Source organism: Candidatus Pantoea rara (assembly GCF_051136265.1).
GTDB classification, from domain to species: Bacteria; Pseudomonadota; Gammaproteobacteria; order Enterobacterales; family Enterobacteriaceae; genus Pantoea; species Pantoea rara.
In genome coordinates this window covers 1737054-1758762 of record NZ_CP194942.1, presented here as the reverse complement: position 1 = coordinate 1758762, position 21709 = coordinate 1737054, and the positions used below count along the sequence as shown (strand labels likewise).

General features: G+C 55.7%; 22 protein-coding genes. 8 read left to right on the top strand and 14 right to left on the bottom strand.

The features are described 5' to 3' along the window. Positions 1-62 precede the first annotated feature (62 nt). From ACR8BF_RS08250 to copC, 3 genes are read right to left on the bottom strand one after another with little or no spacing between them, the layout of a single operon-like run. Positions 63-410: a YebY family protein gene (locus tag ACR8BF_RS08250; RefSeq protein ID WP_179895528.1), complete on the bottom strand. Its 348-nt coding sequence runs from the start codon at positions 408-410 to the stop codon at positions 63-65. A 28-nt stretch (positions 411-438) separates the two neighbouring features. After that, positions 439-1314 (bottom strand): copper homeostasis membrane protein CopD, encoded by an 876-nt coding sequence (gene copD, locus ACR8BF_RS08245; protein WP_434745852.1) that lies wholly within the window; start codon positions 1312-1314, stop codon positions 439-441. Positions 1315-1319: 5 nt separating this feature from the next. After that, complete coding sequence (gene copC, locus ACR8BF_RS08240; protein ID WP_292992301.1) at positions 1320-1697, bottom strand: copper homeostasis periplasmic binding protein CopC; 378 nt, start codon at positions 1695-1697, stop codon at positions 1320-1322. A gap of 151 nt (positions 1698-1848) precedes the next feature. Here copC and ACR8BF_RS08235 point away from each other — a divergent pair, with 151 nt between their 5' ends. After that, complete coding sequence (locus ACR8BF_RS08235; protein WP_179895525.1) at positions 1849-2082, top strand: DNA polymerase III subunit theta; 234 nt, start codon at positions 1849-1851, stop codon at positions 2080-2082. Then, positions 2079-2750 carry an exodeoxyribonuclease X gene (exoX, locus tag ACR8BF_RS08230; protein ID WP_434745851.1) on the top strand — a complete coding sequence of 224 codons (672 nt, stop codon included), beginning with the start codon at positions 2079-2081 and terminating at the stop codon, positions 2748-2750. The genes ACR8BF_RS08235 and exoX overlap by 4 nt, the downstream gene beginning before the upstream one ends. On the opposite strand, the gene ACR8BF_RS08225 is transcribed toward exoX, so the two are convergent. Both ACR8BF_RS08225 and ACR8BF_RS08220 read right to left on the bottom strand, forming a co-directional pair. Then, entirely contained in the window at positions 2744-4807 is a 2064-nt protein-coding gene (locus tag ACR8BF_RS08225; RefSeq protein ID WP_434745850.1) for a prolyl oligopeptidase family serine peptidase, read from the bottom strand. The two genes, exoX and ACR8BF_RS08225, sit on opposite strands and share 7 nt — an antisense overlap. Positions 4808-4933: 126 nt before the next feature. Continuing rightward, positions 4934-5590 (bottom strand): tellurite resistance TerB family protein, encoded by a 657-nt coding sequence (locus tag ACR8BF_RS08220; RefSeq protein ID WP_434745927.1) that lies wholly within the window; start codon positions 5588-5590, stop codon positions 4934-4936. A 165-nt stretch (positions 5591-5755) separates the two neighbouring features. On the opposite strand from ACR8BF_RS08220, the gene purT reads away from it, so the two are divergent. After that, a complete protein-coding gene (gene purT, locus ACR8BF_RS08215) occupies positions 5756-6934 on the top strand; it encodes a formate-dependent phosphoribosylglycinamide formyltransferase (protein WP_179895522.1) in 1179 nt (392 codons plus the stop codon). Positions 6935-6968: 34 nt separating this feature from the next. Here the strand turns inward: purT and ACR8BF_RS08210 are convergent, their stop codons facing one another. Both ACR8BF_RS08210 and zwf read right to left on the bottom strand, forming a co-directional pair. Continuing rightward, on the bottom strand, positions 6969-7607 hold the full coding sequence (locus ACR8BF_RS08210) for a bifunctional 4-hydroxy-2-oxoglutarate aldolase/2-dehydro-3-deoxy-phosphogluconate aldolase (RefSeq protein WP_008925358.1): 639 nt from the start codon (positions 7605-7607) through the stop codon (positions 6969-6971). Between the two features lie 214 nt (positions 7608-7821). Beyond that, on the bottom strand, positions 7822-9297 hold the full coding sequence (gene zwf, locus ACR8BF_RS08205) for a glucose-6-phosphate dehydrogenase (RefSeq protein ID WP_179895521.1): 1476 nt from the start codon (positions 9295-9297) through the stop codon (positions 7822-7824). A gap of 364 nt (positions 9298-9661) precedes the next feature. Between zwf and ACR8BF_RS08200 the strand changes: the two genes are divergently transcribed. From ACR8BF_RS08200 to ACR8BF_RS08190, 3 genes are all read left to right on the top strand, one after another. Beyond that, positions 9662-10540, top strand: coding sequence for a MurR/RpiR family transcriptional regulator (locus ACR8BF_RS08200; RefSeq protein WP_434745849.1), 879 nt, complete (start codon positions 9662-9664; stop codon positions 10538-10540). A gap of 107 nt (positions 10541-10647) precedes the next feature. Continuing rightward, entirely contained in the window at positions 10648-12090 is a 1443-nt protein-coding gene (gene pyk, locus ACR8BF_RS08195) for a pyruvate kinase (protein ID WP_179895519.1), read from the top strand. Positions 12091-12174: 84 nt separating this feature from the next. After that, positions 12175-13407 (top strand): MFS transporter, encoded by a 1233-nt coding sequence (locus ACR8BF_RS08190; protein ID WP_434745848.1) that lies wholly within the window; start codon positions 12175-12177, stop codon positions 13405-13407. A gap of 241 nt (positions 13408-13648) precedes the next feature. On the opposite strand, the gene lpxM is transcribed toward ACR8BF_RS08190, so the two are convergent. The 3 genes from lpxM to znuA form a co-directional block, all read right to left on the bottom strand. Next, entirely contained in the window at positions 13649-14623 is a 975-nt protein-coding gene (lpxM, locus tag ACR8BF_RS08185) for a lauroyl-Kdo(2)-lipid IV(A) myristoyltransferase (RefSeq protein WP_313700354.1), read from the bottom strand. Positions 14624-14748: 125 nt separating this feature from the next. Next, a complete protein-coding gene (gene mepM, locus ACR8BF_RS08180) occupies positions 14749-16080 on the bottom strand; it encodes a murein DD-endopeptidase MepM (RefSeq protein ID WP_434745847.1) in 1332 nt (443 codons plus the stop codon). A 13-nt stretch (positions 16081-16093) separates the two neighbouring features. Beyond that, on the bottom strand, positions 16094-17041 hold the full coding sequence (gene znuA / locus ACR8BF_RS08175; protein WP_434745846.1) for a zinc ABC transporter substrate-binding protein ZnuA: 948 nt from the start codon (positions 17039-17041) through the stop codon (positions 16094-16096). 77 nt (positions 17042-17118) lie between these two features. Here znuA and znuC point away from each other — a divergent pair, with 77 nt between their 5' ends. Both znuC and znuB read left to right on the top strand, forming a co-directional pair. Beyond that, entirely contained in the window at positions 17119-17874 is a 756-nt protein-coding gene (znuC, locus tag ACR8BF_RS08170; RefSeq protein WP_179895514.1) for a zinc ABC transporter ATP-binding protein ZnuC, read from the top strand. Then, positions 17871-18656, top strand: coding sequence for a zinc ABC transporter permease subunit ZnuB (znuB, locus tag ACR8BF_RS08165; protein ID WP_179895513.1), 786 nt, complete (start codon positions 17871-17873; stop codon positions 18654-18656). The genes znuC and znuB overlap by 4 nt, the downstream gene beginning before the upstream one ends. On the opposite strand, the gene ruvB is transcribed toward znuB, so the two are convergent. The 4 genes from ruvB to ACR8BF_RS08145 all read right to left on the bottom strand — a co-directional run bounded on the left by ruvB (position 18657) and on the right by ACR8BF_RS08145 (position 21686). Continuing rightward, positions 18657-19661, bottom strand: a complete 1005-nt coding sequence (gene ruvB / locus ACR8BF_RS08160; protein ID WP_003849208.1) for a Holliday junction branch migration DNA helicase RuvB — start codon at positions 19659-19661, stop codon at positions 18657-18659. 8 nt (positions 19662-19669) lie between these two features. Continuing rightward, complete coding sequence (gene ruvA, locus ACR8BF_RS08155) at positions 19670-20284, bottom strand: Holliday junction branch migration protein RuvA (protein WP_010670803.1); 615 nt, start codon at positions 20282-20284, stop codon at positions 19670-19672. A gap of 96 nt (positions 20285-20380) precedes the next feature. Then, on the bottom strand, positions 20381-20908 hold the full coding sequence (gene ruvC / locus ACR8BF_RS08150) for a crossover junction endodeoxyribonuclease RuvC (protein WP_179895512.1): 528 nt from the start codon (positions 20906-20908) through the stop codon (positions 20381-20383). A 34-nt stretch (positions 20909-20942) separates the two neighbouring features. After that, positions 20943-21686, bottom strand: coding sequence for a YebC/PmpR family DNA-binding transcriptional regulator (locus ACR8BF_RS08145; protein ID WP_090960203.1), 744 nt, complete (start codon positions 21684-21686; stop codon positions 20943-20945). Between the last annotated feature and the right edge of the window lie 23 nt (positions 21687-21709).

Below are 21709 nucleotides of genomic sequence, written 5' to 3'. Positions count from 1 at the left end.
TTTGTGATCGCAGCGGCAAAAAATCGGGGTTTGGGCGCAGCGCGATGCTGCACCCAGAAGGTTTATTTACCGCACAGCGCCTGGGTGCGCTCAACAATCGGTTGCAGGCTCATCATCTGGCCCGGATGCGCTTTGTCTTCGGCCCGGATCACGCTGATTGGCTGCGCTTTCACCTGTTTGTTTTTGAACAGCGTGTCGGCGATATCGTTCAGCGGATAGGTCATTAGCGTGCTTGGGTTGATGACAAACATCGCACCATCTTTCTCGCACGTCAGCATCACCTCTTCACGGTTGAACGGCCACTTCTCTTTACCGATCTCAAAGCGGCTGACGGTAATGATTTGTGCCGCCAGCGCCTGGCCGCATACGGATAACAACAGGATTGCGGGGATCACTTTCTTCAGCAACATAACTACCCTTTTCTCTCTTGAACCACATTCAGGCTGGTGACAGCGTGGCAAATACGCTCACCAGCCCAACCACTCCACACGCCAGCAACAGTTCAAGCTGCGTCATGTGAATAAATTTTTGCTGCGTCCCGCTGCCCGCCAGGCGGAATCGCGGCACCAGCCAGTATCGATTGAACAGCGCCACCAGCACCATCAGAGCAACCAGCAGTACTTTACACAACAGCAATACCATGTAGCGTGAATCGTGCCACATGAGTGGCCAGCCTGCGATCATCACGCTGTTTATCACGCCGCTCAGCAGTGTTAACGCGACCGCCAGGTGACCATAGCGCGAAAAACGCATCATGGTGCGGATGGCGTCGCTGCGGCGATCGATCTGGCGCGCCTCGCGCATCAGCAGTAGCAAGGGAAACAATCCCCCTATCCAGAACGCCGCAGCTATCAGATGTATGGCATGGTTAAACTGTTGAAGCAGACCGGGCCAGCCATCGCGCATCGCGGCATGACCAATCAGGGCCATACAAGCCAGTTGCAGCACGCCAGCCAGCAACAACACCTGCTGACGAAGCTTTCCGGTCACTAATAGCGCGATAACGGCCAGCACGCTGAAAATGATTTCCCACTGCCATACAGCACCAAAGTGCGTGCCCAGCACTGCCAGCCAGATATCAATGTCGGCCAGGTTAGTGCTGTCGCCGCTCATTAACACATTCTGGCAGGCCAGCATCGCCAGCGCACTCAGCAACGCCAGCCAGGCGCTCCCCTTCACCAGCGGGTTCAATCGTAGCGCCAGCATTGGACGATAGCGTTTGGGTGCCAGCAGTGCGCTGTAGCAGGCGCTACCGGTCAGCAGCATCACGGCGGCGAAATGCAGTGCGCGTAGCACTATCCAGAGGGTGGTCACCGGGGTTACTTCACGCTAAAGCGATAGCTTCCTGCGGTTTTATGGCCATCCACCGACAGCACGTGCCAGTTAACCTGATAACTGCCCGCTTTCAGCGGCTGAGACAGGCCAACAATCAGTCGGTTTTTTTGATCTGACTCGACGCGGGCTTTGGCGGTCGCGACAGGTGTCTGAGCGCTATCCAGCAGCGTGACGCCGCTGAATGCCGCTTCAATATCTTCACTGAAGTTCAGCGTCAGCGCATCGGGGGATGTGGTGACCTGCGCTTTGGCCGCCGGGAGGGAAGACTGAAGATGCGCATGCGCCGCAGCCAGCGAGCTGAATGCCATCAGTCCGGCTGCTGCTAATGCAATAACCATGCGATAAATGCGTTTTTTCTGCATAAGATCATCCTTTTAACCGCCGCCAGGGCGATAAACGTGGCAAAAGGATACGCTGCTGGTTTTACACTGTCGAGGCCAGCGATGCGATCCTTTATCCTTGATTCAGACCGCCGAAAACATTACTTTTGCCCGCTATCGTCAGGAGAATAGTATGAGCCATAACCTTGCCCTGGTGTCCCAGGAAGAGAAAGACAAGATCAATGTCGATTTGGCGGCAGCGGGCGTAGCGTTTAAAGAGCGCTATAACATGCCAGTGGTTGCCGAGATGGTGGCGCAGGAGCAGCCCGAAGCGCTGCGTGACTGGTTTCGCCAGCGTCTGATGCAATACCGCCAGGCGTCGCTTAGCCTGTCGCGCCTTCCTTATGAACCGAAGATGAAGCAATGATGTTTCGCGTTATTGATACCGAAACCTGCGGCCTGCAGGGCGGCGTGGTTGAAGTTGCGTCCGTCGATGTGGTCAACGGACAGATTGTAAATCCGATGAGCGATCTCACTCTGCCCGACCGCCCTATCAGCCGTCAGGCGATGGCGGTTCATCGCATCACCGAAGCGATGGTCGCCGGTAAACCGACGATCGATGAGGCGATACCGCGCTATTACGGCAGCGCCTTTTATGTGGCGCATAACGCAAGTTTTGATCGCCGGATGCTGCCGGAGATGTACGGTGAATGGATCTGCACCATGCAGCTGGCGCGTCAGCTCTGGCCGGGCATTAAATATGGCAACCAGGCACTGCGTCATTCATTGAAGCTGGATGTGACGCCGCCCGCTGACCTGCATGCGCACCGGGCACTCTATGACTGCTATGTCACGGCGGCACTGCTGATCCGTATTATGGAGACCTCTGGCTGGAGTGCCTCCGAGATGATTGTGCGTTCACAACCGGCGGCCCAGCGCGACGACATTCTGCCGTTCGGCAAATATCGCGGCCAGGCGATTGCGGTGATAGCAAGGAAAGATCCGGGCTACCTGAAGTGGGTACTGAATAATGTCAGCGATCTGCGCCCGCCATTGCGGCAGGCGCTGAATAAATACCTGTCAGAGTCTCAGTAATCCTGAGTGGGCGGTAAGGTGCCCTGCGCCAGGCCGAGCAGGAAGGTGTACTCCATCGCGATCCCTTCATAGGCTTTGTAGCGGCCCGACTTGCCGCCATGCCCGGCATCCATATCGGTGCAGAGCAGCAGCAGGTTATTATCGGTTTTCATCGATCTCAGCTTCGCTACCCACTTTGCCGGTTCCCAGTACTGCACCTGTGAATCGTGCAGGCCGGTAGTGACCAGCAGATGCGGATAATCCTTTGCCTCAATATTGTCATAAGGGCTGTACTGGCGGATGTAGCGGTAGTATTCCGGATCGCTGGGATTGCCCCATTCGTCATACTCGCCGGTAGTCAGCGGAATCGACTCATCCAGCATCGTAGTGACGACATCCACAAACGGCACCTGAGCCACCACACCGTGGAATCGCTGCGGAGCCAGGTTAATCACCCCACCCATCAGCAGGCCGCCCGCGCTGCCCCCCATCGCATAGAGCCGTTCCGGGTGGCCGATGCCGCGTGCCACCAGCGCATCAGTGACATCAATAAAGTCGGTGAAACTGTTCATTTTATTCAACAGGCGACCGCCGTCATACCATTGCTGCCCCAGCTCACCGCCACCGCGCACCTGTATCAGCGCATAGACAAAGCCGCGATCCAGCAGGCTCAGGCGGCTGACGCTGAAATCGGCATCCATGCTGCTGCCGTAGGCACCGTAGCCATAGACCAGCATCGGGTTCTGACCGGGCTGATAATGTTTGCGGTGATAGACCAGCGAGACTGGCACTTCGGTGCCATCACTGACCTTGATCCAGTGATGCTCGCTTTTGTAATCTTCCGCGTTAAAACCTTTCACTGCGCTCTGCTTCAGGATGCGGCGTTCACCGGTATCCATATCCAGTTCAAACAGCGTGGTCGGCGTAGTCATCGATGAATAACCGTAACGCAGTTTGCTGGTGCGCGGCGTTGGATTGTAGGCCAGCCAGGTCACATAAGTAGGATCGTCAAAAGCGATGCCGCTGGTCTCTCCGCTGGCCCAGTTTATCTGCCGCAGGCTGGTTAAGCCGCGCTGACGCTCTTCGACGACCAGCCAGTCGCGAAACAACTGGAAATCTTCCATGACCACCTGTTCCCGGGCCGGGATCAGCGTTTCCCAGCGTGACTCATCCAGATAGCGACTGCGGTAGAGACCGAAGTTTTTGCCATCCCGGTTAGATCGAATGAAAAACTGATGATCGTAATGATCGATGCTGTATTCATGATCGCGGCGGCGCGGCAGAAAGACATGCGGCTGTGCGTCAGGGAAGTTAGCATCAATCAGCTGGATTTCGCTGGTGTTGGTGCTGTAGAGCGCAATCATGATGAACTGTTTGGAGGTGCTCTTGTGCACGCTGAGATGATAGGTGTCATCCTGCTCTTCATAGACCAGCTGGTCATCAGACTGAGGCGAGCCGAGTTCATGTCGCCAGACCTGATAAGAGAGCAGCGTCTGCGGGTGCTTGCGCACATAGTAAACGGTGCACGAATCGTTGCCCCAGGCAAAGCTGGATGAGGCGTTACTCAATACTTCGGGATACCAGCTACCGCTTTCAAGGTTGCGGAAACGGATGCCATATTGCCGCCGCGACAGAAAATCTTCAGCCAGCGCCATGAGACGGTTATCGGGGCTGATGTGCAGCGCGCCCATGGTGTAGAAATCGCTGTGTGAGGCCCGTTGGTTAGCATCCAGCAGCAGGCTCCACTCGCCAGACTCCTCACTTGCTGCGGGCTGACGGTAATAGGCCGGATATTCGTTACCGGTCTGGTAACGACTCTGATAGCGGTAGCCATTTTTCACATAGGGCACTGAGTGATCTTCGGGCGGCAGCCGATCAATGATCTCTTTTAATACCCGGTCCTGAAGCGGCTGTTGTGAAGACATGATTTTTTTGCCGTAATTATTTTCGGCACGCAGGTAATCAAGAACCTCGCTGTTTTCGCGTTTGTCATCGCGCAGCCAGTAATAATTGTCAACGCGGGTCTCGCCATGCAGCGTCATCTCATGGGGTATTTTTTTTGCGATGGGTGCTTTCATCCATTCGTCTCCATCAACATAATGATCTGTAAGCGTAACACTTCAGCGGCCGGAAGCCAGAGATGACGAGAGAAGCTGCCGCTGGCTCAGCACGTCCTGTAAGCCGCCAGCGGAGTCGTAATGGAATTAACTGGCGGGCAGACGGGCTTTTTCAGCCTCAAGATCCTGCTGAATGCCGTCGCGCACATCCTGAGGGATTTTCAGCGCGTCACCCAGCGCGGAGAGATAGCTGCGCTCCATAAAGTGATCCACGTCGATGGCGGCACAGCTCAGGAAATAAAGCTCCAGCGCTTCTTCTTCATTTTTCACATCGGCGGCCAGCCACTGGGGATCCAGCGGGCGGTTCATCGCTTTCTGAATCAGCCGTTCTGCATCCTGACCATAACCGGATTGATGAATATTCTGCTGGATGGCTGCCCGCTCCTGATCGTCGATGTGCCCATCGCTTTTGGCGGCAAACACCAGCGCGGTCACCAGACGTTCGGCGCGCAGATCAACAGGCGTCTGCGCCACACCGAAGTCAGGTTCATTCTGGTGCGCCTCGCTGACCCGCTGTTTGTATTTGTTCCACAGCACCGCGCCAGCCGCCGCGCCACCCCCCACAATCAGGGCTTTGCCGCCATATTTAGTCAGCAGTTTGCGCGACGACTTGCTGGAGATCAGCATCGCGGCCAGACCGCCCAGTGCGCCGGGTGCCAGCATGTCGCTTAAGCCACCGCCCGATTTTCCGTCACCGCCCTTCTTTGTCAGCACCGACTGAATCTGTTGCAACCAGTTATTCATCATTCACTCCTTTCAGGATGTCAGCCGCTATCCTGCCCAAAAGGATGTCAGGAAACGTCAGAGCGGGAAAAGTACGGCAAAAAGCGGTATCAACTGCGCGAAAGATGAGAACGCAAACGTTTTCGTTTATACTTGCGCGCGAATTTTGACTGCTTAGGGGAATGTATGACGACTCTCGGAACAGCGCTGCGTCCGGCGGCAACGCGTGTGATGTTATTGGGTTCAGGTGAACTGGGTAAAGAAGTGGCGCTGGAGTGTCAGCGTCTGGGTGTGGAGGTGATCGCGGTTGATCGTTACGCCGATGCGCCGGCAATGCATGTCGCCCATCGCAGCCATGTCATTAACATGCTGGATGGCGCGGCGCTGGCAGCATTGATAGCCGTTGAGAAGCCTGACTTTGTGGTACCGGAAATCGAAGCCATCGCCACCGATACGCTGGTTGAGTTGGAGCAGCAAGGCCAGCGTGTAGTTCCGACCGCCCGCGCTGCACGACTCACCATGAATCGCGAAGGCATTCGCCGCCTGGCGGCTGAAGAGCTGTCACTGCCGACCTCACGCTATCGCTTTGCGGACAGCAAGGTACGCTTCGATGAAGCCGCCACAGAGATCGGTTTCCCCTGCATTGTGAAGCCGGTAATGAGCTCATCGGGCAAAGGCCAGAGCTTTATCCGCGACGCCAGCCAGCTCGATAAAGCCTGGGACTATGCGCAACAGGGTGGCCGTGCCGGTGCCGGTCGCGTCATCGTTGAAGGCGTCGTCAACTTCGATTTCGAGATCACCCTGCTCACCATCAGCGCCGTCGATGGCATTCACTTCTGTGCGCCGATTGGTCACCGTCAGGAGGATGGCGATTACCGCGAGTCCTGGCAGCCGCAGCAGATGAGTGAACTGGCGCTGCAACGGGCGCAGGATGTTGCCGCGCAGGTCGTTAAGGCGCTGGGCGGCTATGGCCTGTTTGGCGTTGAGCTGTTTGTCTGCGGTGATGAGGTGGTGTTCAGCGAAGTTTCACCGCGTCCACACGATACCGGCATGGTCACGCTGATTTCGCAGGATCTGTCAGAGTTTGCGCTGCACGTGCGGGCGTTCCTGGGGCTACCGATTGGTGGGATTCGTCAGTATGGTCCGTCCGCTTCCGCTGTTATCCTGCCGCAACTGACCAGTCAGAACGTGCAGTTTGTGAATGTCGAAGCGGCACTGGGTGCCGGTCTGCAACTGCGACTGTTCGGCAAGCCGGAGATCAGTGGGCAACGTCGTCTTGGTGTGGCGCTCGCCAGCGGTGACAGCACCGATCAGGCGATTGCGCGTGCCATTGCCAGCGCCGCCGCGGTCACGGTTCAGGGGTAAAGATGTGCGGTGAGCAGGTGCTCACCGCCATCACTTACTTCGCGCCTTCTACAGCTTCGCGCGCCAGGCGGGTAATGCGATCCCAGTCGCCCGCTTCCAGCGCGTCGTTAGGCACCAGCCAGGATCCGCCAATGCAGAGCACGCTTTTCAGTGCCAGATAGTCACGGTAGTTGGCCGGCGAGATGCCGCCGGTCGGACAGAAACGCACCTGCGGGAAAGGTCCGCCAATCGCCTGCAGCGCTTTAACGCCACCATTCGCTTCGGCCGGGAAGAACTTAAACTCGCGCAGACCATAGTCCATACCGGTCATTAACTCAGAAACGGTGCTGATACCCGGAATCAACGGAACCGGCCCGTCAACCGCCGCTTTCAGCAGCGATTCGGTGACGCCAGGGCTGATAACGAACTGCGCACCGGCATCGGTTACTTCCTGTAACTGCTGCGGGTTAATCACCGTTCCCGCACCAACGATCGCATCCGGCACTTCTTTGATCATCGCACGTAAGGCATCCATCGCCACCGGTGTGCGCAGCGTCACTTCCAGCACTCTCACACCGCCCGCCACCAGCGCTTTCGCCATTGGCACTGCATGTTCGAGTTTGTTTACCACGATGACCGGCACCACAGGTCCGGTGGTCAGAATCTGTTCAGCACTCGTTTTCCAGTTTTTCATCAGTTCCCCTTGCTTGATAACACCGGGATTACGACCCGGTCATGGAGCATCGGCTCCTGCCCTGTAAATTGCGTCACTACCATACATGATCAGCTTCCTGAGCGTCTATCATCCTGCGACCATTTTGAAACGGCAGTTCAATTTTACCTGCATCCGCTGGCCCGGTTTAACGGCGAAAAAAAAGCCCGCGTTGCGGGCTTTATCATCACTTCAGTTATTCAAATTCGTTCCACGACCGGCCATCGCGGGTGATCATGGCCACCGACGCCACCGGGCCCCAGGTGCCTGCCTGATAAGGTTTGGAAGAATCACCATCCGCAGCCCATGCTTCGATAATAGAATCGACATAAGTCCAGGCGGCTTCCACTTCATCGCGACGCACAAACAGCGCCTGGATACCACGCATGCTCTCCAGCAGCAGACGCTCATAAGCATCCGCGAGATGCGACTGGTTAAACGTCTCGGAGTAACTCAGATCCAGCTTGGTGGTCTGCAGTTTGTGCTTGTGATCGAGGCCTGGCACTTTGTTCAGGATTTCGATATCCACACCTTCGTCCGGCTGCAGACGAATCGTCAGCTTGTTCTGCGGCAGCTCTGAGTAAGAATCTTTAAACAGGTTCATCTCAGGATTTTTGAAGTAGACCACGACTTCAGAGCACTTGGTCGGTAAACGCTTACCGGTACGCAGGTAAAACGGTACGCCTGCCCAGCGCCAGTTATCGATATCGACACGGATCGCCACGAAGGTCTCGGTAGCGCTCGATTTATTGGCTCCCTCTTCTTCCAGGTAGCCCGGCACTTTTTTACCCTGCACAAAGCCAGCGGTGTACTGACCGCGTACGGTTTTCTCACGCACATTGGTCTGATCGATGCGGCGCAGCGAGCGCAGCACTTTCACTTTTTCGTCACGGATGCTGTCGGCGCTGAGATCGGACGGCGGCGACATGGCAATCATGGTCAGAATCTGCAATAAATGGTTCTGGATCATGTCGCGCATCTGGCCGGCTTTATCGAAGTAACCCCAACGGCCTTCGATACCCACCTCTTCGGCCACAGTAATCTGCACATGGTCGATGGTGCGGTTATCCCAGTTATTCACAAAGATGGAGTTAGCGAAGCGCAGCGCCAGCAGGTTGAGCACGGTTTCTTTGCCGAGATAGTGGTCAATTCGGAATACCTGGCTCTCTTCAAAGTATTCACCCACGCTGTCGTTGATCTCCTGCGAGGTTTCCAGTGAGGTGCCCAGTGGCTTCTCCATCACAACGCGGGCAGGTTTGGCATTCAGCTTCGCGGTGCCCAGGCCCTGGCAGATCGCGCCAAAGGTGCTGGGTGGCATAGCGAAATAGTTGATGGTTGTGCGGTTTTTCTGATCCAGCATCTTACCCAGTTTCGGGAAGTGCGTGGTGTCATTAACATCGAGGTTGCAGAAGTCGAGACGGTTGCTGAGTTTGTCCCACAGCGCTTCGTCAATCTTCTCCTTCATGAAGGTTTCCAGCGCTTCACGTACCACTTTGGTGTATTCCGCTTTATCCCACTCAGCACGGCCGACACCAATAATGCGGGTTTCTTCATGGATCTGACCCGCTTTCTCTAACTGGTACAGTGAAGGCAACAGTTTACGGCGTGCAAGATCGCCTTTGGCACCGAAAATCACCAGATCGCATGCCTGGGCTATTTGTGTTACCGCCATTTTCCTCTCCTCGTTGCAGGATAGTCCGGTGGTGATAGATCCTCTGCCACCGGGTCCAGGTTATTATTTTCTTTCAGCACAATGTACTTTTTTCCCCGCGCCAGGTAAACCGACTCGCCGGGTCAACCGCATTAACTCTGTACCGGATGTGCTAAGCGCGTGTGATGACACGTGCGGCTTGGCGTTTTTTTCTGTTTCTGTTGGTGTCAGGAAAATCTGGCACCGGTCAAAGTATCCCAAAAAAAAGGGCAATCGACTTGTCAGCCGTTGCGCTTGCCAGGTGCTGGCGCGATATAGTCTCTGTTAATCGGCTTCCGGGACAGTGATAATTGAAATTGATAAAAGTGATTATGGTCATCAGCTTATGAATATGCTGGAAAAAATTGAGGCGCAGTTTGCGGCGCTGAGCAAAGCGGAAATGAAAGTTGCCCGTCAGATTCTGGCTGAACCGCAGGCGGCGATGCACTCCAGCATCGCCACGCTGGCCGGCATTGCCGGCGTCAGTGAACCCACCGTGAATCGCTTCTGTCACCGACTGGGGGCTCGGGGCTTCCCCGACTTTAAACTGCAACTGGCGCAGAGCCTGGTGAAAGGCAGCAACTGGGTCAGCCGGGGCGTTGAAGACGACGACACAGTAGAGAACTACAGCCACAAAATCTTCGACTCGGCGCTGGCCGGGCTACAGCGGGTCCGCGATCAGCTGAATAGCGCGCATCTGCAGCAGGCGGTAACCCTGCTCGCGCAGGCCGATAAACTCGCCTTTTTCGGGCTGGGTGCATCCGCTGTCGTGGCGCATGACGCTTTCACCAAATTTCTGCGCTTTAATCTGCCGGTCATCTGGTCAGACGATATTGTGATCCAGCGCATGAGTTGCATAAATAGTCGAGCCGGTGACGTTTTTGTTCTCATTTCGCATACTGGGCGCACAAAAAATATGGTAGAACTGGCTCGCCTGGCCCGTGTAAACGGTTCCACCGTTATTGCCATCACCTCTCCCGATTCACCCCTTGCCCATGAAGCAGCGATAGCTTTAGTGCTTGATGTACCGGAAGATACGGATGTCTATTTGCCGATGGTGTCGCGCCTGGCGCAGTTGACCATGATTGATGTGCTGGCGACCGGTTTTACCCTGAAACGGGGTGCGCCCTTCCGGGAAAACCTGAAACGCGTCAAAGAGGCGTTGAAAGCGTCGCGCTACGAAAAGAACACCCTTCGGGAAGAGGATGATCAGCAAAAAAATTAACATCACATTTACAATGTGAGTCGTATCACAACCCATCGATCATATAGAATAGATAACCATGCTGTGTCCACAGTCCATGACACGCTAATCAGTTAACGGAGTCCTCGATGTCAAGACGTCTCAGAAGAACCAAAATCGTAACAACCCTCGGCCCGGCCACCGATCGTGATAATAACTTAGAAAAAATCATCGCTGCCGGCGCAAACGTTGTACGACTCAACTTCTCACACGGTACCGCAGAAGATCACCAGCTGCGTGCCGATAAAGTGCGCGAGATTGCCGCTAAACTGGGTCGCCACGTTGCGATTCTCGGTGACCTTCAGGGTCCAAAAATTCGTGTATCGACTTTCAAAGAAGGTAAAGTTTTCCTGAATATCGGCGATCGCTTCCTGCTGGATGCCAATCTGGGTAAAGGCGAAGGCGATAAAGAGCGCGTCGGTATCGATTACAAAGGCCTGCCTGCAGATGTGGTGCCGGGCGATATCCTGTTGCTGGATGATGGCCGTGTGCAGCTGAAGGTGCTGGAAGTTCAGGACATGAAAGTGTTCACTGAAGTCACTGTCGGTGGCCCACTCTCGAACAACAAAGGCATTAACAAGCTGGGCGGCGGCCTGTCGGCTGAAGCACTGACCGAAAAAGATAAAGCGGATATCATCACCGCCGCCAAAATCCGCGTCGATTACCTGGCTGTCTCCTTCCCACGCTGTGGCGAAGATATGAATCTGGCACGTCGCCTGGCACGTGAAGCGGGTTGCGATGCCAAACTGGTCGCGAAAGTGGAACGTGCCGAAGCGGTTGCCAGCCAGGAAGCGATGGATGACATCATTCTGGCCTCTGACGTCGTGATGGTTGCGCGTGGCGACCTTGGCGTTGAGATTGGCGATCCGGAACTGGTCGGCATTCAGAAAGCGTTAATTCGCCGTGCCCGCCAGCTTAACCGCACCATCATTACCGCGACCCAGATGATGGAGTCGATGATCACGAACCCGATGCCGACCCGCGCAGAAGTCATGGACGTGGCGAACGCCGTGCTGGATGGTACCGATGCCGTGATGCTCTCTGCAGAAACCGCAGCGGGCCAGTATCCAGCAGAAACTGTCTCGGCGATGGCGAAGGTTTGCCTGGGCGCTGAGAAGATCCCAAGTGTTAACGTCTCCAAGCACCGTCTGGACGTGCAGTTCGACAACGTCGAAGAAGCGATCGCCATGTCTTCTATGTACGCCGCAAACCACCTGCAGGGCGTTACCGCGATCATCACCATGACCGAGTCGGGCCGCACCCCATTGATGACCTCACGTATCACCTCGGGCCTGCCCATCTTTGCGATGTCTCGCCATGAGCGCACCCTGAACCTCACCGCACTTTATCGCGGTGTGACGCCGGTGTTCTTCGACAGCAACAACGACGGCGTGGCCGCCGCACACGACGCCGTTAACCTGCTGCGCGACAAAGGCTTCCTGGTCTCCGGCGACCTGGTTATCGTGACACAGGGTGATGTCATGGGCGCCACCGGCACCACCAACACCACGCGTGTGCTGCGCGTGGATTAATTGCGCCCGGGTTAACATTGTCGGTGTAGAATAATCAACGCGACTGCCTGGCAGTCGCGTTTTCTTTTCTGACAAGGAGGCAAGATGCCCCGTTTCCAGCCCATCAGCCAGCTTACCGGCCGAATTTTACTCTTCCCTCTGGCGTTAGTGCTGTTCGAGTTTGCGACTTATATTGCTCACGACATGATCCAGCCGGGTATGCTGATCGTCACCAATGAGTTCTCTGTTGGCCCTGAGTGGGTCTCTACTTCGCTGACCGCTTACCTGATTGGTGGCGTGGTGCTGCAATGGCTGCTGGGTCCGCTCTCCGATAAGTTTGGCCGGCGACCGGTGATGCTGTTTGGCATTTTGTTCTTTGCTGTCGCCTGCATGCTGACGCACTGGGTCAGCTCGATTACGGAATTTGTCAGCCTGCGCTTTATTCAGGGCATCAGCCTCTGCTTTATCGGCGCGGTCGGCTATGCCGCGATTCAGGAAGCCTTTGATGAGGCGCTGGCGGTACGCATGATGGCGCTGATGGCTAACGTAGCGCTACTGGCTCCGCTGGCAGGCCCACTGGCTGGTGCAGCCTGGCTCACCGTGGGCAGCTGGCGCAGCATGTTCTGGCTGTTTGCCGCCTGCAGCCTTGTCGCCTTTGTGGTGCTGTGGCGTGTAATGCCCGAGACCGCAGGCGACCGCAGTCACTCTATCGCCCTGCCCAATCTGGCGCGCAACTATGGCCGACTGATGAAAGATCGGCTGGTGATGTCTGGCTCCTTTGCTATCGGGCTGGTGTTTATCCCGATCCTCACCTGGGTTGCCCTTTCGCCGGTGATCCTGATGCATGACGAAGGTCTGCCACGCATGCAGTACGCCCTGCTGCAGCTGCCGGTGTTTCTGGCAATGATCGCTGGTAATCTGACGCTGAGTAAACTGGCCGGACGGGTACCGATTGAACAGCCGGTGAAGTTCGCTGCCTGGCCGATTCTGATTGGCCTGAGTCTGGCGCTGATAGCAAGCCTGCTCAACAGTCACGGTTATCTGCTGATTACGGCCGGCCTGAGCCTCTATGCCTTTGGTGCTGGCATGGTGAATGCCGGGCTCTATCGCCTGACGCTTTATGCCAGCAATGAAGGCAAAGGCAGTGTAGCGGCGATGCTGGGAATGATCAGTATTCTGACGCTGGCGGTGGGAATTGAACTGGCGAAAAGTGGCTACTTCAGCGGCGGTACGCTGTGGTTCTGTCTGATTAACTTTATCAGCGGCGTGCTGTGGTTTGGTCTGGTGATCGTGTTTATGCGCGAGCGTAAACGTCGCAGCAGGCTGGAAGCGTTATAGAAAAGCGGCACAAGCGCACTGAAGTTGTCAAAACTGCGGGTTGTGGGGTACATCTGATAGCAACGAATTAGCTCAAGCGGAGGGAACACGGGCAGAGGCGGAAAGCATCCCGTTGCCGGGCCGAGCGTGCCATGGATGGCGGTTTTGCGTCTTTCCGATCTGACCGTGTTCCCTGAGCATTCTCGCTCTTACCGCTAAGCAAACCAGACATACAAAAAAGGCCGCTTTAGCGGCCCTTCTGCTATTTGCGCGGATAAAGCTCTTTGCGCGAATAGGGTTCTATATCACCCTCTTTGCGGGTCTTCAGCAGTTTGAGGATCCAGGTGTACTGCTCGGGATGCGGGCGAACAAAGACTTCCACCTCTTCATTCATCCGTCGAGCCAGTTGATGATCATCCGCTTCCAGCAGATCATCCATCGGCGGACGAACATAAATCTCAAGCTTGTGCGTGTCGCTGTTATAAACCGGGAACAGCGGCACCACGCGGGCGCGACAAACCTTCATCAGTCGGCCTACTGCAGGCAACGTCGCCTTGTAGGTGGCAAAGAAATCAACGAACTCACTATGCTCAGGACCATGATCCTGATCGGGCAGATAATAGCCCCAGTAACCCTGTCGTATCGAACTGATAAACGGCTTAATGCCGTCATTACGCGCATGCAACCGGCCGCCATAACGGCGACGTGCCGTGTTCCAGGCATAATCCATCAGCGGGTCACTCTGATTATGGAACATCGCCGCCATCTTCTGGCCTTCTGACGCCAGCAGCATGGCTGGAATATCCACCGCCCAGCCGTGTGGCACCAGGAAAATCACATTCTGCTGGTCCGCCATCATCTGATCGATAATGTCACGGCCATGCCATTCAACACGCTTACGGATACTCGCCGGATCGCGCAATACCAGCTCGGTCATCATTGCCATCGCCTGCGGGGCGGTCGCAAACATCTCATCGACCAGCGTTGCACGCTGCTCTTCGCTGAGTTCCGGCAGACAGTAATAGAGATTAATCAGCGCACGGCGACGTGCACCCTTTGCCAGCTTACCGGCGAAACGGCCTAAACGGCCCAGCAGCGGATCGCGTACTTTCGGCGGTAAATAAGCCAGACCCGCCAGCGCACCAATTGCCAGCCAGCTGCCCCAGTATTTAGGTTTGAGAAAAGAACGTTCAAAAACGGGAATAAATTCAGTGTTATTTTTTTTACGGGTTTCCATGCACTCGCCTCAAGCAATGACCGGCTAATGATAGTGACGACATTGAAATTTGCAATCATCCTGCGCCAGATAGCAAAAAACCGACGGGGAAACCGTCGGTTTTTGCGCAGTTTGCCGAAATTCGCTTACTTCAGACCCAGCTGAGGCAGCCAGGATTTAACCTGTGCCATGTAATCGCTGCGATCTTTGCCGGTCAGGCCTTCCATGCGCGGCAGCTTCGCCGTTAATGGGTTGACCGCCTGATTATTGATCCAGATTTCGAAATGCAGATGCGGCCCGGTGGAGCGGCCGGTGTTGCCGGACAGTCCAATACGGTCACCCCGTTTCACTTTCTGACCTGGCTTCACCAGTACTTTTTTCATGTGCATATAGCGCGTCATATATTGACGACCATGGCGGATAGCGACGTAGTTACCGGCGGCACCGCCATTCTTCGCCACGACGATCTCACCATCACCTACCGCCAGCACTGGCGTACCGATCGGCAGCGCAAAGTCGACGCCTTTGTGCGGTGCAATGCGGCCAGTCACCGGATTAAGACGACGCGGATTAAAGTTAGAGGAGACACGATACTGCTTAACCGTCGGGAAGCGCATAAAGCCGCGAGCCAGACCGGAGCCGCTACGATCGTAGAACTTGCCATCTTCGGCGCGGAAAGCGTAATAGTCTTTGCCACCGCTGCGCAGGCGCACCCCCAGCAACTGACTCTGCGCACTCTTACCATCCAGCATTTCGCGTGACATCAGCACGCTGAACTGGTCACCCGCACGCAGCTTACGGAAGTCCATCTGCCACTGCATCGCTTTAATCACAGCGCTGGCTTCAGCCCCGCTCAACCCCGCCCGCATGGCGCTGGCGGCAAAACTGCCACGCACTTCGCCCTGCATCACGCTGTTGCGCCATTCGCCCTTCTGCATCTCCGAATCCATCTTAAAACCGCCCGCTGGGGTGCGCTCATAAGTGCGGGTTTCGCGACGGGAAATTTCCCAGCTCAGGGTTTTCAGGCCACCATCATCATCCAGCGTCCAGCTCAGCTGCTGGCCGACCTGCAGATTACGCAGATCGCGATCGCTCACCACCAGCGCATTAATGTCGCTGATGTCGATGCCATACTGATTCAGTGCACTGCTCAGGGTATCGCCAGATGACACGGTGTAATCGTGAACGCCTGCCGTATCCGGCACGTCGGTGTCAACATCGTCTGCCGGCAGTTCTTCGTCCGGTTCCGGTGTGCTCTGATCGATCGGCTCACTGGCTTCCGGTAACAGTGTGCGGAACGTATTCTTATCCAGCTCAATGTTTTTAACGATGGGCGTTACATCATCGGTGGGATGATAAACGTAGGGCCGCCAGACTGCGACGGCCAGAGTGACTACAGTTAAAGAACCCAGCATTACGCGGTGGGGGCGCGGCAAATTATTAAATGCGAGGGCGACAGAGCGGGCTATCTGCTGCACTTTTACTTATTCCTCATGCTCCATTCAGGCAGCTTTCATACTGGCTCGACAGTTGTGAGAGGAATTTCACATAGCTGTCTTTGGCTAAGCTGATGTCTGTGCCCAGGGGATCGAGCGTGCCTTTACGCACCTGCGTTCCGCGGGAGACAGCATCGATGACTGCTGGTCTGAATTGTGGCTCAGCAAAGACGCAGACCGCCTTTTGCTCAACCAACTGTGTTCGTATCTGGTGTAAACGCTGAGCGCCCGGTTGAATTTCAGGATTGACGGTAAAGTGCCCGGTGGGCGAAAGACCGTAGTGCTTTTCAAAGTACGTGTAAGCGTCGTGAAAAACGAAATATCCTTTATTTCTTACCGGAGCAAGTTGTGCGCTAACGCGTTTGTCCGTGTCCGCCAAAGCTACCTCAAACTGCTGGAGGTTGGCGTCAAGTTTGGCCTTATCTTGTGGCATAAGTTCCAATAATTTTCCATGGATTGCAACCGCGGTTTTCCGCGCTATGTCTGGCGACAACCACAGGTGCATATTAAACTCGCCGTGATGATGGTGGTGAGCTTCAGCATCCTGATCTTCGGATTTTTCCGCTGCGTGTTCTTCTTCCTCTTCAGCACCGCTAATCAATAACGGTTTTACCCCGTCGATGTTCACTATCGCCAGGTTTTTTTGGGCCGGAAGTTCAGATGCCGATTTCGCCATAAACGCTTCCATTTCAGGCCCGACCCAGACGACTAAGTCCGCGTTTTTTAAGCGTTTTGCATCAGAGGGTCGCAGGGAGTAATCGTGTTCAGAGGCACCGTCCGGCAGCAGTACGTCAACGGGCGTAACGCCATCAGCAATGGCCGCAGCAATAAAACCTACCGGTTTGAGTGAAGCCACGACATTCGCCTGGGCAGGAAGGGTAAACAGAGTTGAAACAGATAAAGCCGTTAAGGCGAAAATTGCGCCTTTTTTATTATGTAACATATTGCGTCATTCCATCGTGACCATAAGGTGGAATGTGATATTATAACATTCGAAATCCTGTGCAACCTGTAAATACTATGACCTCACTTGTCACACTCGATAACGTTTCGATAAAATTTAACCAGCGCAATGTGTTATCAGGCGTCAGCCTGACATTGCAGCCTGGCCGCATTCTCACCCTTCTGGGTCCCAACGGGGCGGGAAAATCAACCCTGGTGCGAGTGGTACTTGGCCTGCTCGCCCCTACCACCGGTTCCGTTCAGCGTGATCCCGGACTGCGTATTGGCTATGTGCCACAGAAGCTGCACATCGATCCTACCCTGCCGGTGACGGTAGAGCGTTTCATGCGTCTGACGCGAGGCAGCAGGAACGACGAAATCCTGCCGGCACTGAAACGTGTGCAGGCGGGTCACCTGCTCAAGTCTCCGCTACAAAAGCTTTCTGGAGGTGAAACCCAGCGTGTGCTGCTGGCGCGCGCCCTGCTAAATCATCCCCAGTTGCTGGTGCTGGATGAGCCGACACAGGGTGTGGATGTAAACGGTCAGGTTGCACTGTATGACCTTATCAATCAGTTGCGCGTGGAACTGAACTGCGCCGTACTGATGGTCTCCCATGATCTGCATCTGGTGATGGCGAAAACTGACGAGGTGTTGTGCCTCAACCACCACATCTGCTGTTCCGGCTCACCGGAAGCAGTCTCGCAGCATCCTGAATTTATCGCTATGTTCGGCCCGCGCGGCGCTGAAGAACTGGCGATCTACCGTCATCACCATAATCACCGTCACGACCTTCAGGGACGTATCGTTTTACGCAAAGGACAGGGTTCATCATGATTGAGTTGTTATTACCGGGCTGGATAGGCGGTGTGATGTTAGCGCTGGCTGCTGGTCCGCTGGGTTCGTTTGTGGTCTGGCGCAAGATGTCCTATTTCGGCGATACCCTGGCACATGCGTCTCTGCTCGGCGTGGCGTTTGGCCTGCTGCTGAATGTGAATCCATACTACGCAGTGATTCTGGTAACGGTCTGCCTGGCGCTGGGGCTGGTCTGGCTGGAGCGTCGTCCGCATCTGGCTATTGATACCCTGCTGGGCATTATGGCGCACAGTGCGCTGTCGCTGGGCCTGGTGGTCGTCAGCCTGATGAAGAACGTGCGCGTTGATCTGATGGCGTATCTGTTTGGCGACCTGCTGGCGGTCACGCCAGACGATCTCTGGATGATGGGCGGCGGCGTGGCAATTGTGTTGCTGGTCATGGCGTGGCAGTGGCGGTCGCTGCTGTCGATGACCATCAGCCCGGAACTGGCACAGGTGGATGGCGTCAATATTCAGCGTACCCGGTTGGTTCTGATGCTGGTCACGGCGCTGACAATTGGGGTAGCGATGAAATTTGTCGGTGCGCTGATCATCACCTCACTGCTGATTATCCCGGCGGCGACCGCGCGCCGTTTCGTGCGCTCACCGGAAGGCATGGCGGGCGTCGCGGTGGTTATCGGCGTGATTGCCGTCACCGGCGGTCTGACCTTCTCCGCGTTCTACGACACGCCAGCCGGGCCGTCGGTTGTGCTCTGCGCTGCCATCCTGTTTATCTTCAGTATGGTACGCAAACCGGCCCTGTAATTACTCTTCGCGTGTCATGCCGAAGTGACGATAAGCGTGCTGCGTGGCCATCCGGCCACGCGGTGTGCGCTGAATGAAGCCCTGCTGAATCAGGAAGGGTTCAATCACATCTTCAATGGTTTCACGCTCTTCACCAATCGCAGCAGCCAGGTTATCCAGCCCCACCGGCCCACCCATAAACTTGTCGATGATCGCCAGCAGCAGCTTACGGTCCATGTAATCAAACCCTTCACTGTCTACGTTAAGCATATCCAGCGCGCTGCAGGAGACTTCACCGCTGAGATCACCATTAGCCCGTACTTCTGCGAAGTCACGAACACGACGCAGCAGGCGGTTGGCGATACGCGGTGTGCCACGTGCGCGACGGGCGATCTCTAATGCCCCTTCGTCACTCAGTGCCAGGCCCAGACAGGCGGCACTGCGCCCCACAATGTGCTGCAGATCTTTAACCTGATAGAACTCAAGACGCTGCACAATGCCAAAGCGATCGCGCAGCGGTGAGGTCAGCGAGCCAGCACGCGTAGTGGCACCAATCAGCGTAAACGGGGGCAGATCGAGCTTGATCGAACGCGCAGCCGGGCCTTCGCCAATCATAATATCGAGCTGATAATCTTCCATCGCCGGGTAGAGTATCTCTTCCACCACCGGTGAGAGGCGATGGATTTCATCGATAAACAGGACGTCATGGGGCTCAAGGTTGGTCAGCATCGCCGCCAGATCGCCTGCCTTCTCCAGCACCGGACCTGAGGTCGTGCGAAGATTAACGCCCATCTCGTTGGCCACGATGTTCGCCAGGGTAGTTTTACCCAGTCCAGGCGGACCGAAGATCAACAGATGATCGAGCGCATCGCCGCGCAGTTGCGCTGCCTTGATGAATATCTCCATCTGCTCACGCACCTGCGGCTGGCCGACATACTCGGTCAGCATCTTCGGGCGAATAGCGCGGTCAATAACCTCTTCTTCGCTAATACTGGCAGCGGAGATCAGGCGGTCGGCTTCTATCATGACTTACCTCAAATGGCCGCGCGTAGCGCTTCGCGGATCAGGGTTTCGCAATCCGCATCCGGTCGACCGACTTTACTGATCATACGGCTCGCTTCCTGCGGTTTATAACCCAGTGAAACCAGCGCTGCAACCGCTTCGGCTTCCGCATCATTGGTTTCCGGCTCAGCACTCGGCGTAGTTAGCGTAAACGCAGAATCGCCACCAAACAGGTCGCCATGCATCCCTTTGAAGCGGTCCTTCATCTCGACCACCAGACGCTCAGCTGTCTTTTTGCCTACGCCTGGCAGTTTCACCAGGGATGCGATCTCTTCTTTCTCAACAGCCGTTACAAACTGCTGCGCCGACATGCCAGAGAGGATAGCCAGCGCCAGCTTGGGTCCGACGCCATTCACTTTAATCAGTTCGCGAAACAGCGCGCGCTCCTGCTTGCTGTTAAAACCAAACAGCAGCTGCGCATCTTCACGCACCACGAAGTGAGTAAAAATCACCGCTTCGTGCTGAAGTTCAGGCAACTCATAAAAACAGGTCATGGGCATGTAAATTTCATAGCCGACGCCGTGTGCCTCAAGCAGCACCAGTGGCGGCTGCTTTTCCAGAATATTGCCCCGTAAACGACCTATCACCTGAATGCTTCCTTAACTAACGAATGTGGCGGATTTTATAACATAAAAAAGGCTGGATGAATATCCAGCCTGAGAGTGTGACCAGAGCGATGACGGCTAACCTGAGCGCAAACGTCCGCGCGTCAGCACCAGCTTGCTGTCACTCATGCGCGCCGCATTCTGCGCCACATGACAGTGCGTAATGGCAATCGCCAGCGCATCGGCGGCATCCGCCTGCGGATTTGACGGCAGCTTCAGCAGGGTTCGCACCATGTGCTGCACCTGACTTTTCTCGGCACTGCCGATGCCAACGACAGTCTGTTTGACCTGACGGGCTGCATACTCAAACACCGGCAGATCATGGTTAACCGCAGCCACAATCGCGGCACCGCGCGCCTGACCGAGCTTCAGTGCGGAGTCTGCATTCTTCGCCATAAACACCTGTTCAATGGCGAAGAAGTCGGGTGAAAACTGCGTGATGATTTCGCAGACGCCCGCATAAATCAGCTTCAGGCGGGCGGGCAACTCGGTGGTATTGGTGCGGATACAGCCGCTGCCCAGATAGGTGAGCTGGCGGCCAGTCTGACGAATAACACCATAACCGGTGATGCGTGAGCCGGGATCGATGCCCAGAATAATCGACATTACGCCTCTCCGGTTAACAGGGCGACAGACGCCATTACAGCGTTTCCGCCACCTCGTCGGAGATCTCACCGTTGTGATAAACCTCCTGCACATCGTCGCAATCTTCCAGCATGTCGATCAGACGCAGCAGTTTTGGTGCGGTTTCCGCATCCATTTCGGCTTTGGTCGTCGGGATCATCGCCACTTCTGCGGTATCCGCTTTCAGGCCGAGTGCTTCCAGTGCATCACGCACTGTGCCCATCTCTTCCCATGCGGTGAAGACATCAATCGCGCCGTCGTCATAGGTGACAACGTCTTCGCCACCCGCTTCCAGAGCCGCTTCCATTACCGCGTCTTCATCCTGACCTGGCGCATAGGAGATCACGCCTTTCTTATTGAACAGGTAAGCTACGGAGCCATCAGTGCCCAGGTTGCCGCCCGTTTTGGTGAAGGCATGACGCACTTCGCCCACGGTACGGTTACGGTTGTCACTGAGGCATTCAATCATGATGGCTGAGCCGCCTGGACCGTAACCCTCATAGATGATGGTTTCCATGTTGGCGTTGTCATCGCCGCCCACACCGCGCGCGATAGCGCGATCCATGGTGTCACGGGTCATGTTGTTCGCCAGCGCTTTATCCATTGCTGCTCGCAGACGCGGGTTTGAACCCGGATCGCCGCCGCCCAGTTTGGCGGCTGTCACCAGTTCACGAATGATTTTGGTGAAGATTTTGCCGCGCTTAGCATCCTGCGCCGCTTTACGGTGTTTGGTATTAGCCCACTTACTGTGTCCTGCCATTTTACATTTTCTCCGATCTTTTA

Bases quoted from the DNA above. Each gene is read 5' to 3' on its own strand.
- ACR8BF_RS08250 (WP_179895528.1), bottom strand. From the start codon at position 410: ATGTTGCTGAAGAAAGTGATCCCCGCAATCCTGTTGTTATCCGTATGC.
- copC (WP_292992301.1), bottom strand. From the start codon at position 1,697: ATGCAGAAAAAACGCATTTATCGCATGGTTATTGCATTAGCAGCAGCC.
- ACR8BF_RS08235 (WP_179895525.1), top strand. From the start codon at position 1,849: ATGAGCCATAACCTTGCCCTGGTGTCCCAGGAAGAGAAAGACAAGATC.
- exoX (WP_434745851.1), top strand. From the start codon at position 2,079: ATGATGTTTCGCGTTATTGATACCGAAACCTGCGGCCTGCAGGGCGGC.
- ACR8BF_RS08225 (WP_434745850.1), bottom strand. From the start codon at position 4,807: ATGAAAGCACCCATCGCAAAAAAAATACCCCATGAGATGACGCTGCAT.
- ACR8BF_RS08220 (WP_434745927.1), bottom strand. From the start codon at position 5,590: ATGAATAACTGGTTGCAACAGATTCAGTCGGTGCTGACAAAGAAGGGC.
- purT (WP_179895522.1), top strand. From the start codon at position 5,756: ATGACGACTCTCGGAACAGCGCTGCGTCCGGCGGCAACGCGTGTGATG.
- ACR8BF_RS08210 (WP_008925358.1), bottom strand. From the start codon at position 7,607: ATGAAAAACTGGAAAACGAGTGCTGAACAGATTCTGACCACCGGACCT.
- zwf (WP_179895521.1), bottom strand. From the start codon at position 9,297: ATGGCGGTAACACAAATAGCCCAGGCATGCGATCTGGTGATTTTCGGT.
- ACR8BF_RS08200 (WP_434745849.1), top strand. From the start codon at position 9,662: ATGAATATGCTGGAAAAAATTGAGGCGCAGTTTGCGGCGCTGAGCAAA.
- pyk (WP_179895519.1), top strand. From the start codon at position 10,648: ATGTCAAGACGTCTCAGAAGAACCAAAATCGTAACAACCCTCGGCCCG.
- ACR8BF_RS08190 (WP_434745848.1), top strand. From the start codon at position 12,175: ATGCCCCGTTTCCAGCCCATCAGCCAGCTTACCGGCCGAATTTTACTC.
- lpxM (WP_313700354.1), bottom strand. From the start codon at position 14,623: ATGGAAACCCGTAAAAAAAATAACACTGAATTTATTCCCGTTTTTGAA.
- znuA (WP_434745846.1), bottom strand. From the start codon at position 17,041: ATGTTACATAATAAAAAAGGCGCAATTTTCGCCTTAACGGCTTTATCT.
- znuC (WP_179895514.1), top strand. From the start codon at position 17,119: ATGACCTCACTTGTCACACTCGATAACGTTTCGATAAAATTTAACCAG.
- znuB (WP_179895513.1), top strand. From the start codon at position 17,871: ATGATTGAGTTGTTATTACCGGGCTGGATAGGCGGTGTGATGTTAGCG.
- ruvB (WP_003849208.1), bottom strand. From the start codon at position 19,661: ATGATAGAAGCCGACCGCCTGATCTCCGCTGCCAGTATTAGCGAAGAA.
- ruvC (WP_179895512.1), bottom strand. From the start codon at position 20,908: ATGTCGATTATTCTGGGCATCGATCCCGGCTCACGCATCACCGGTTAT.
- ACR8BF_RS08145 (WP_090960203.1), bottom strand. From the start codon at position 21,686: ATGGCAGGACACAGTAAGTGGGCTAATACCAAACACCGTAAAGCGGCG.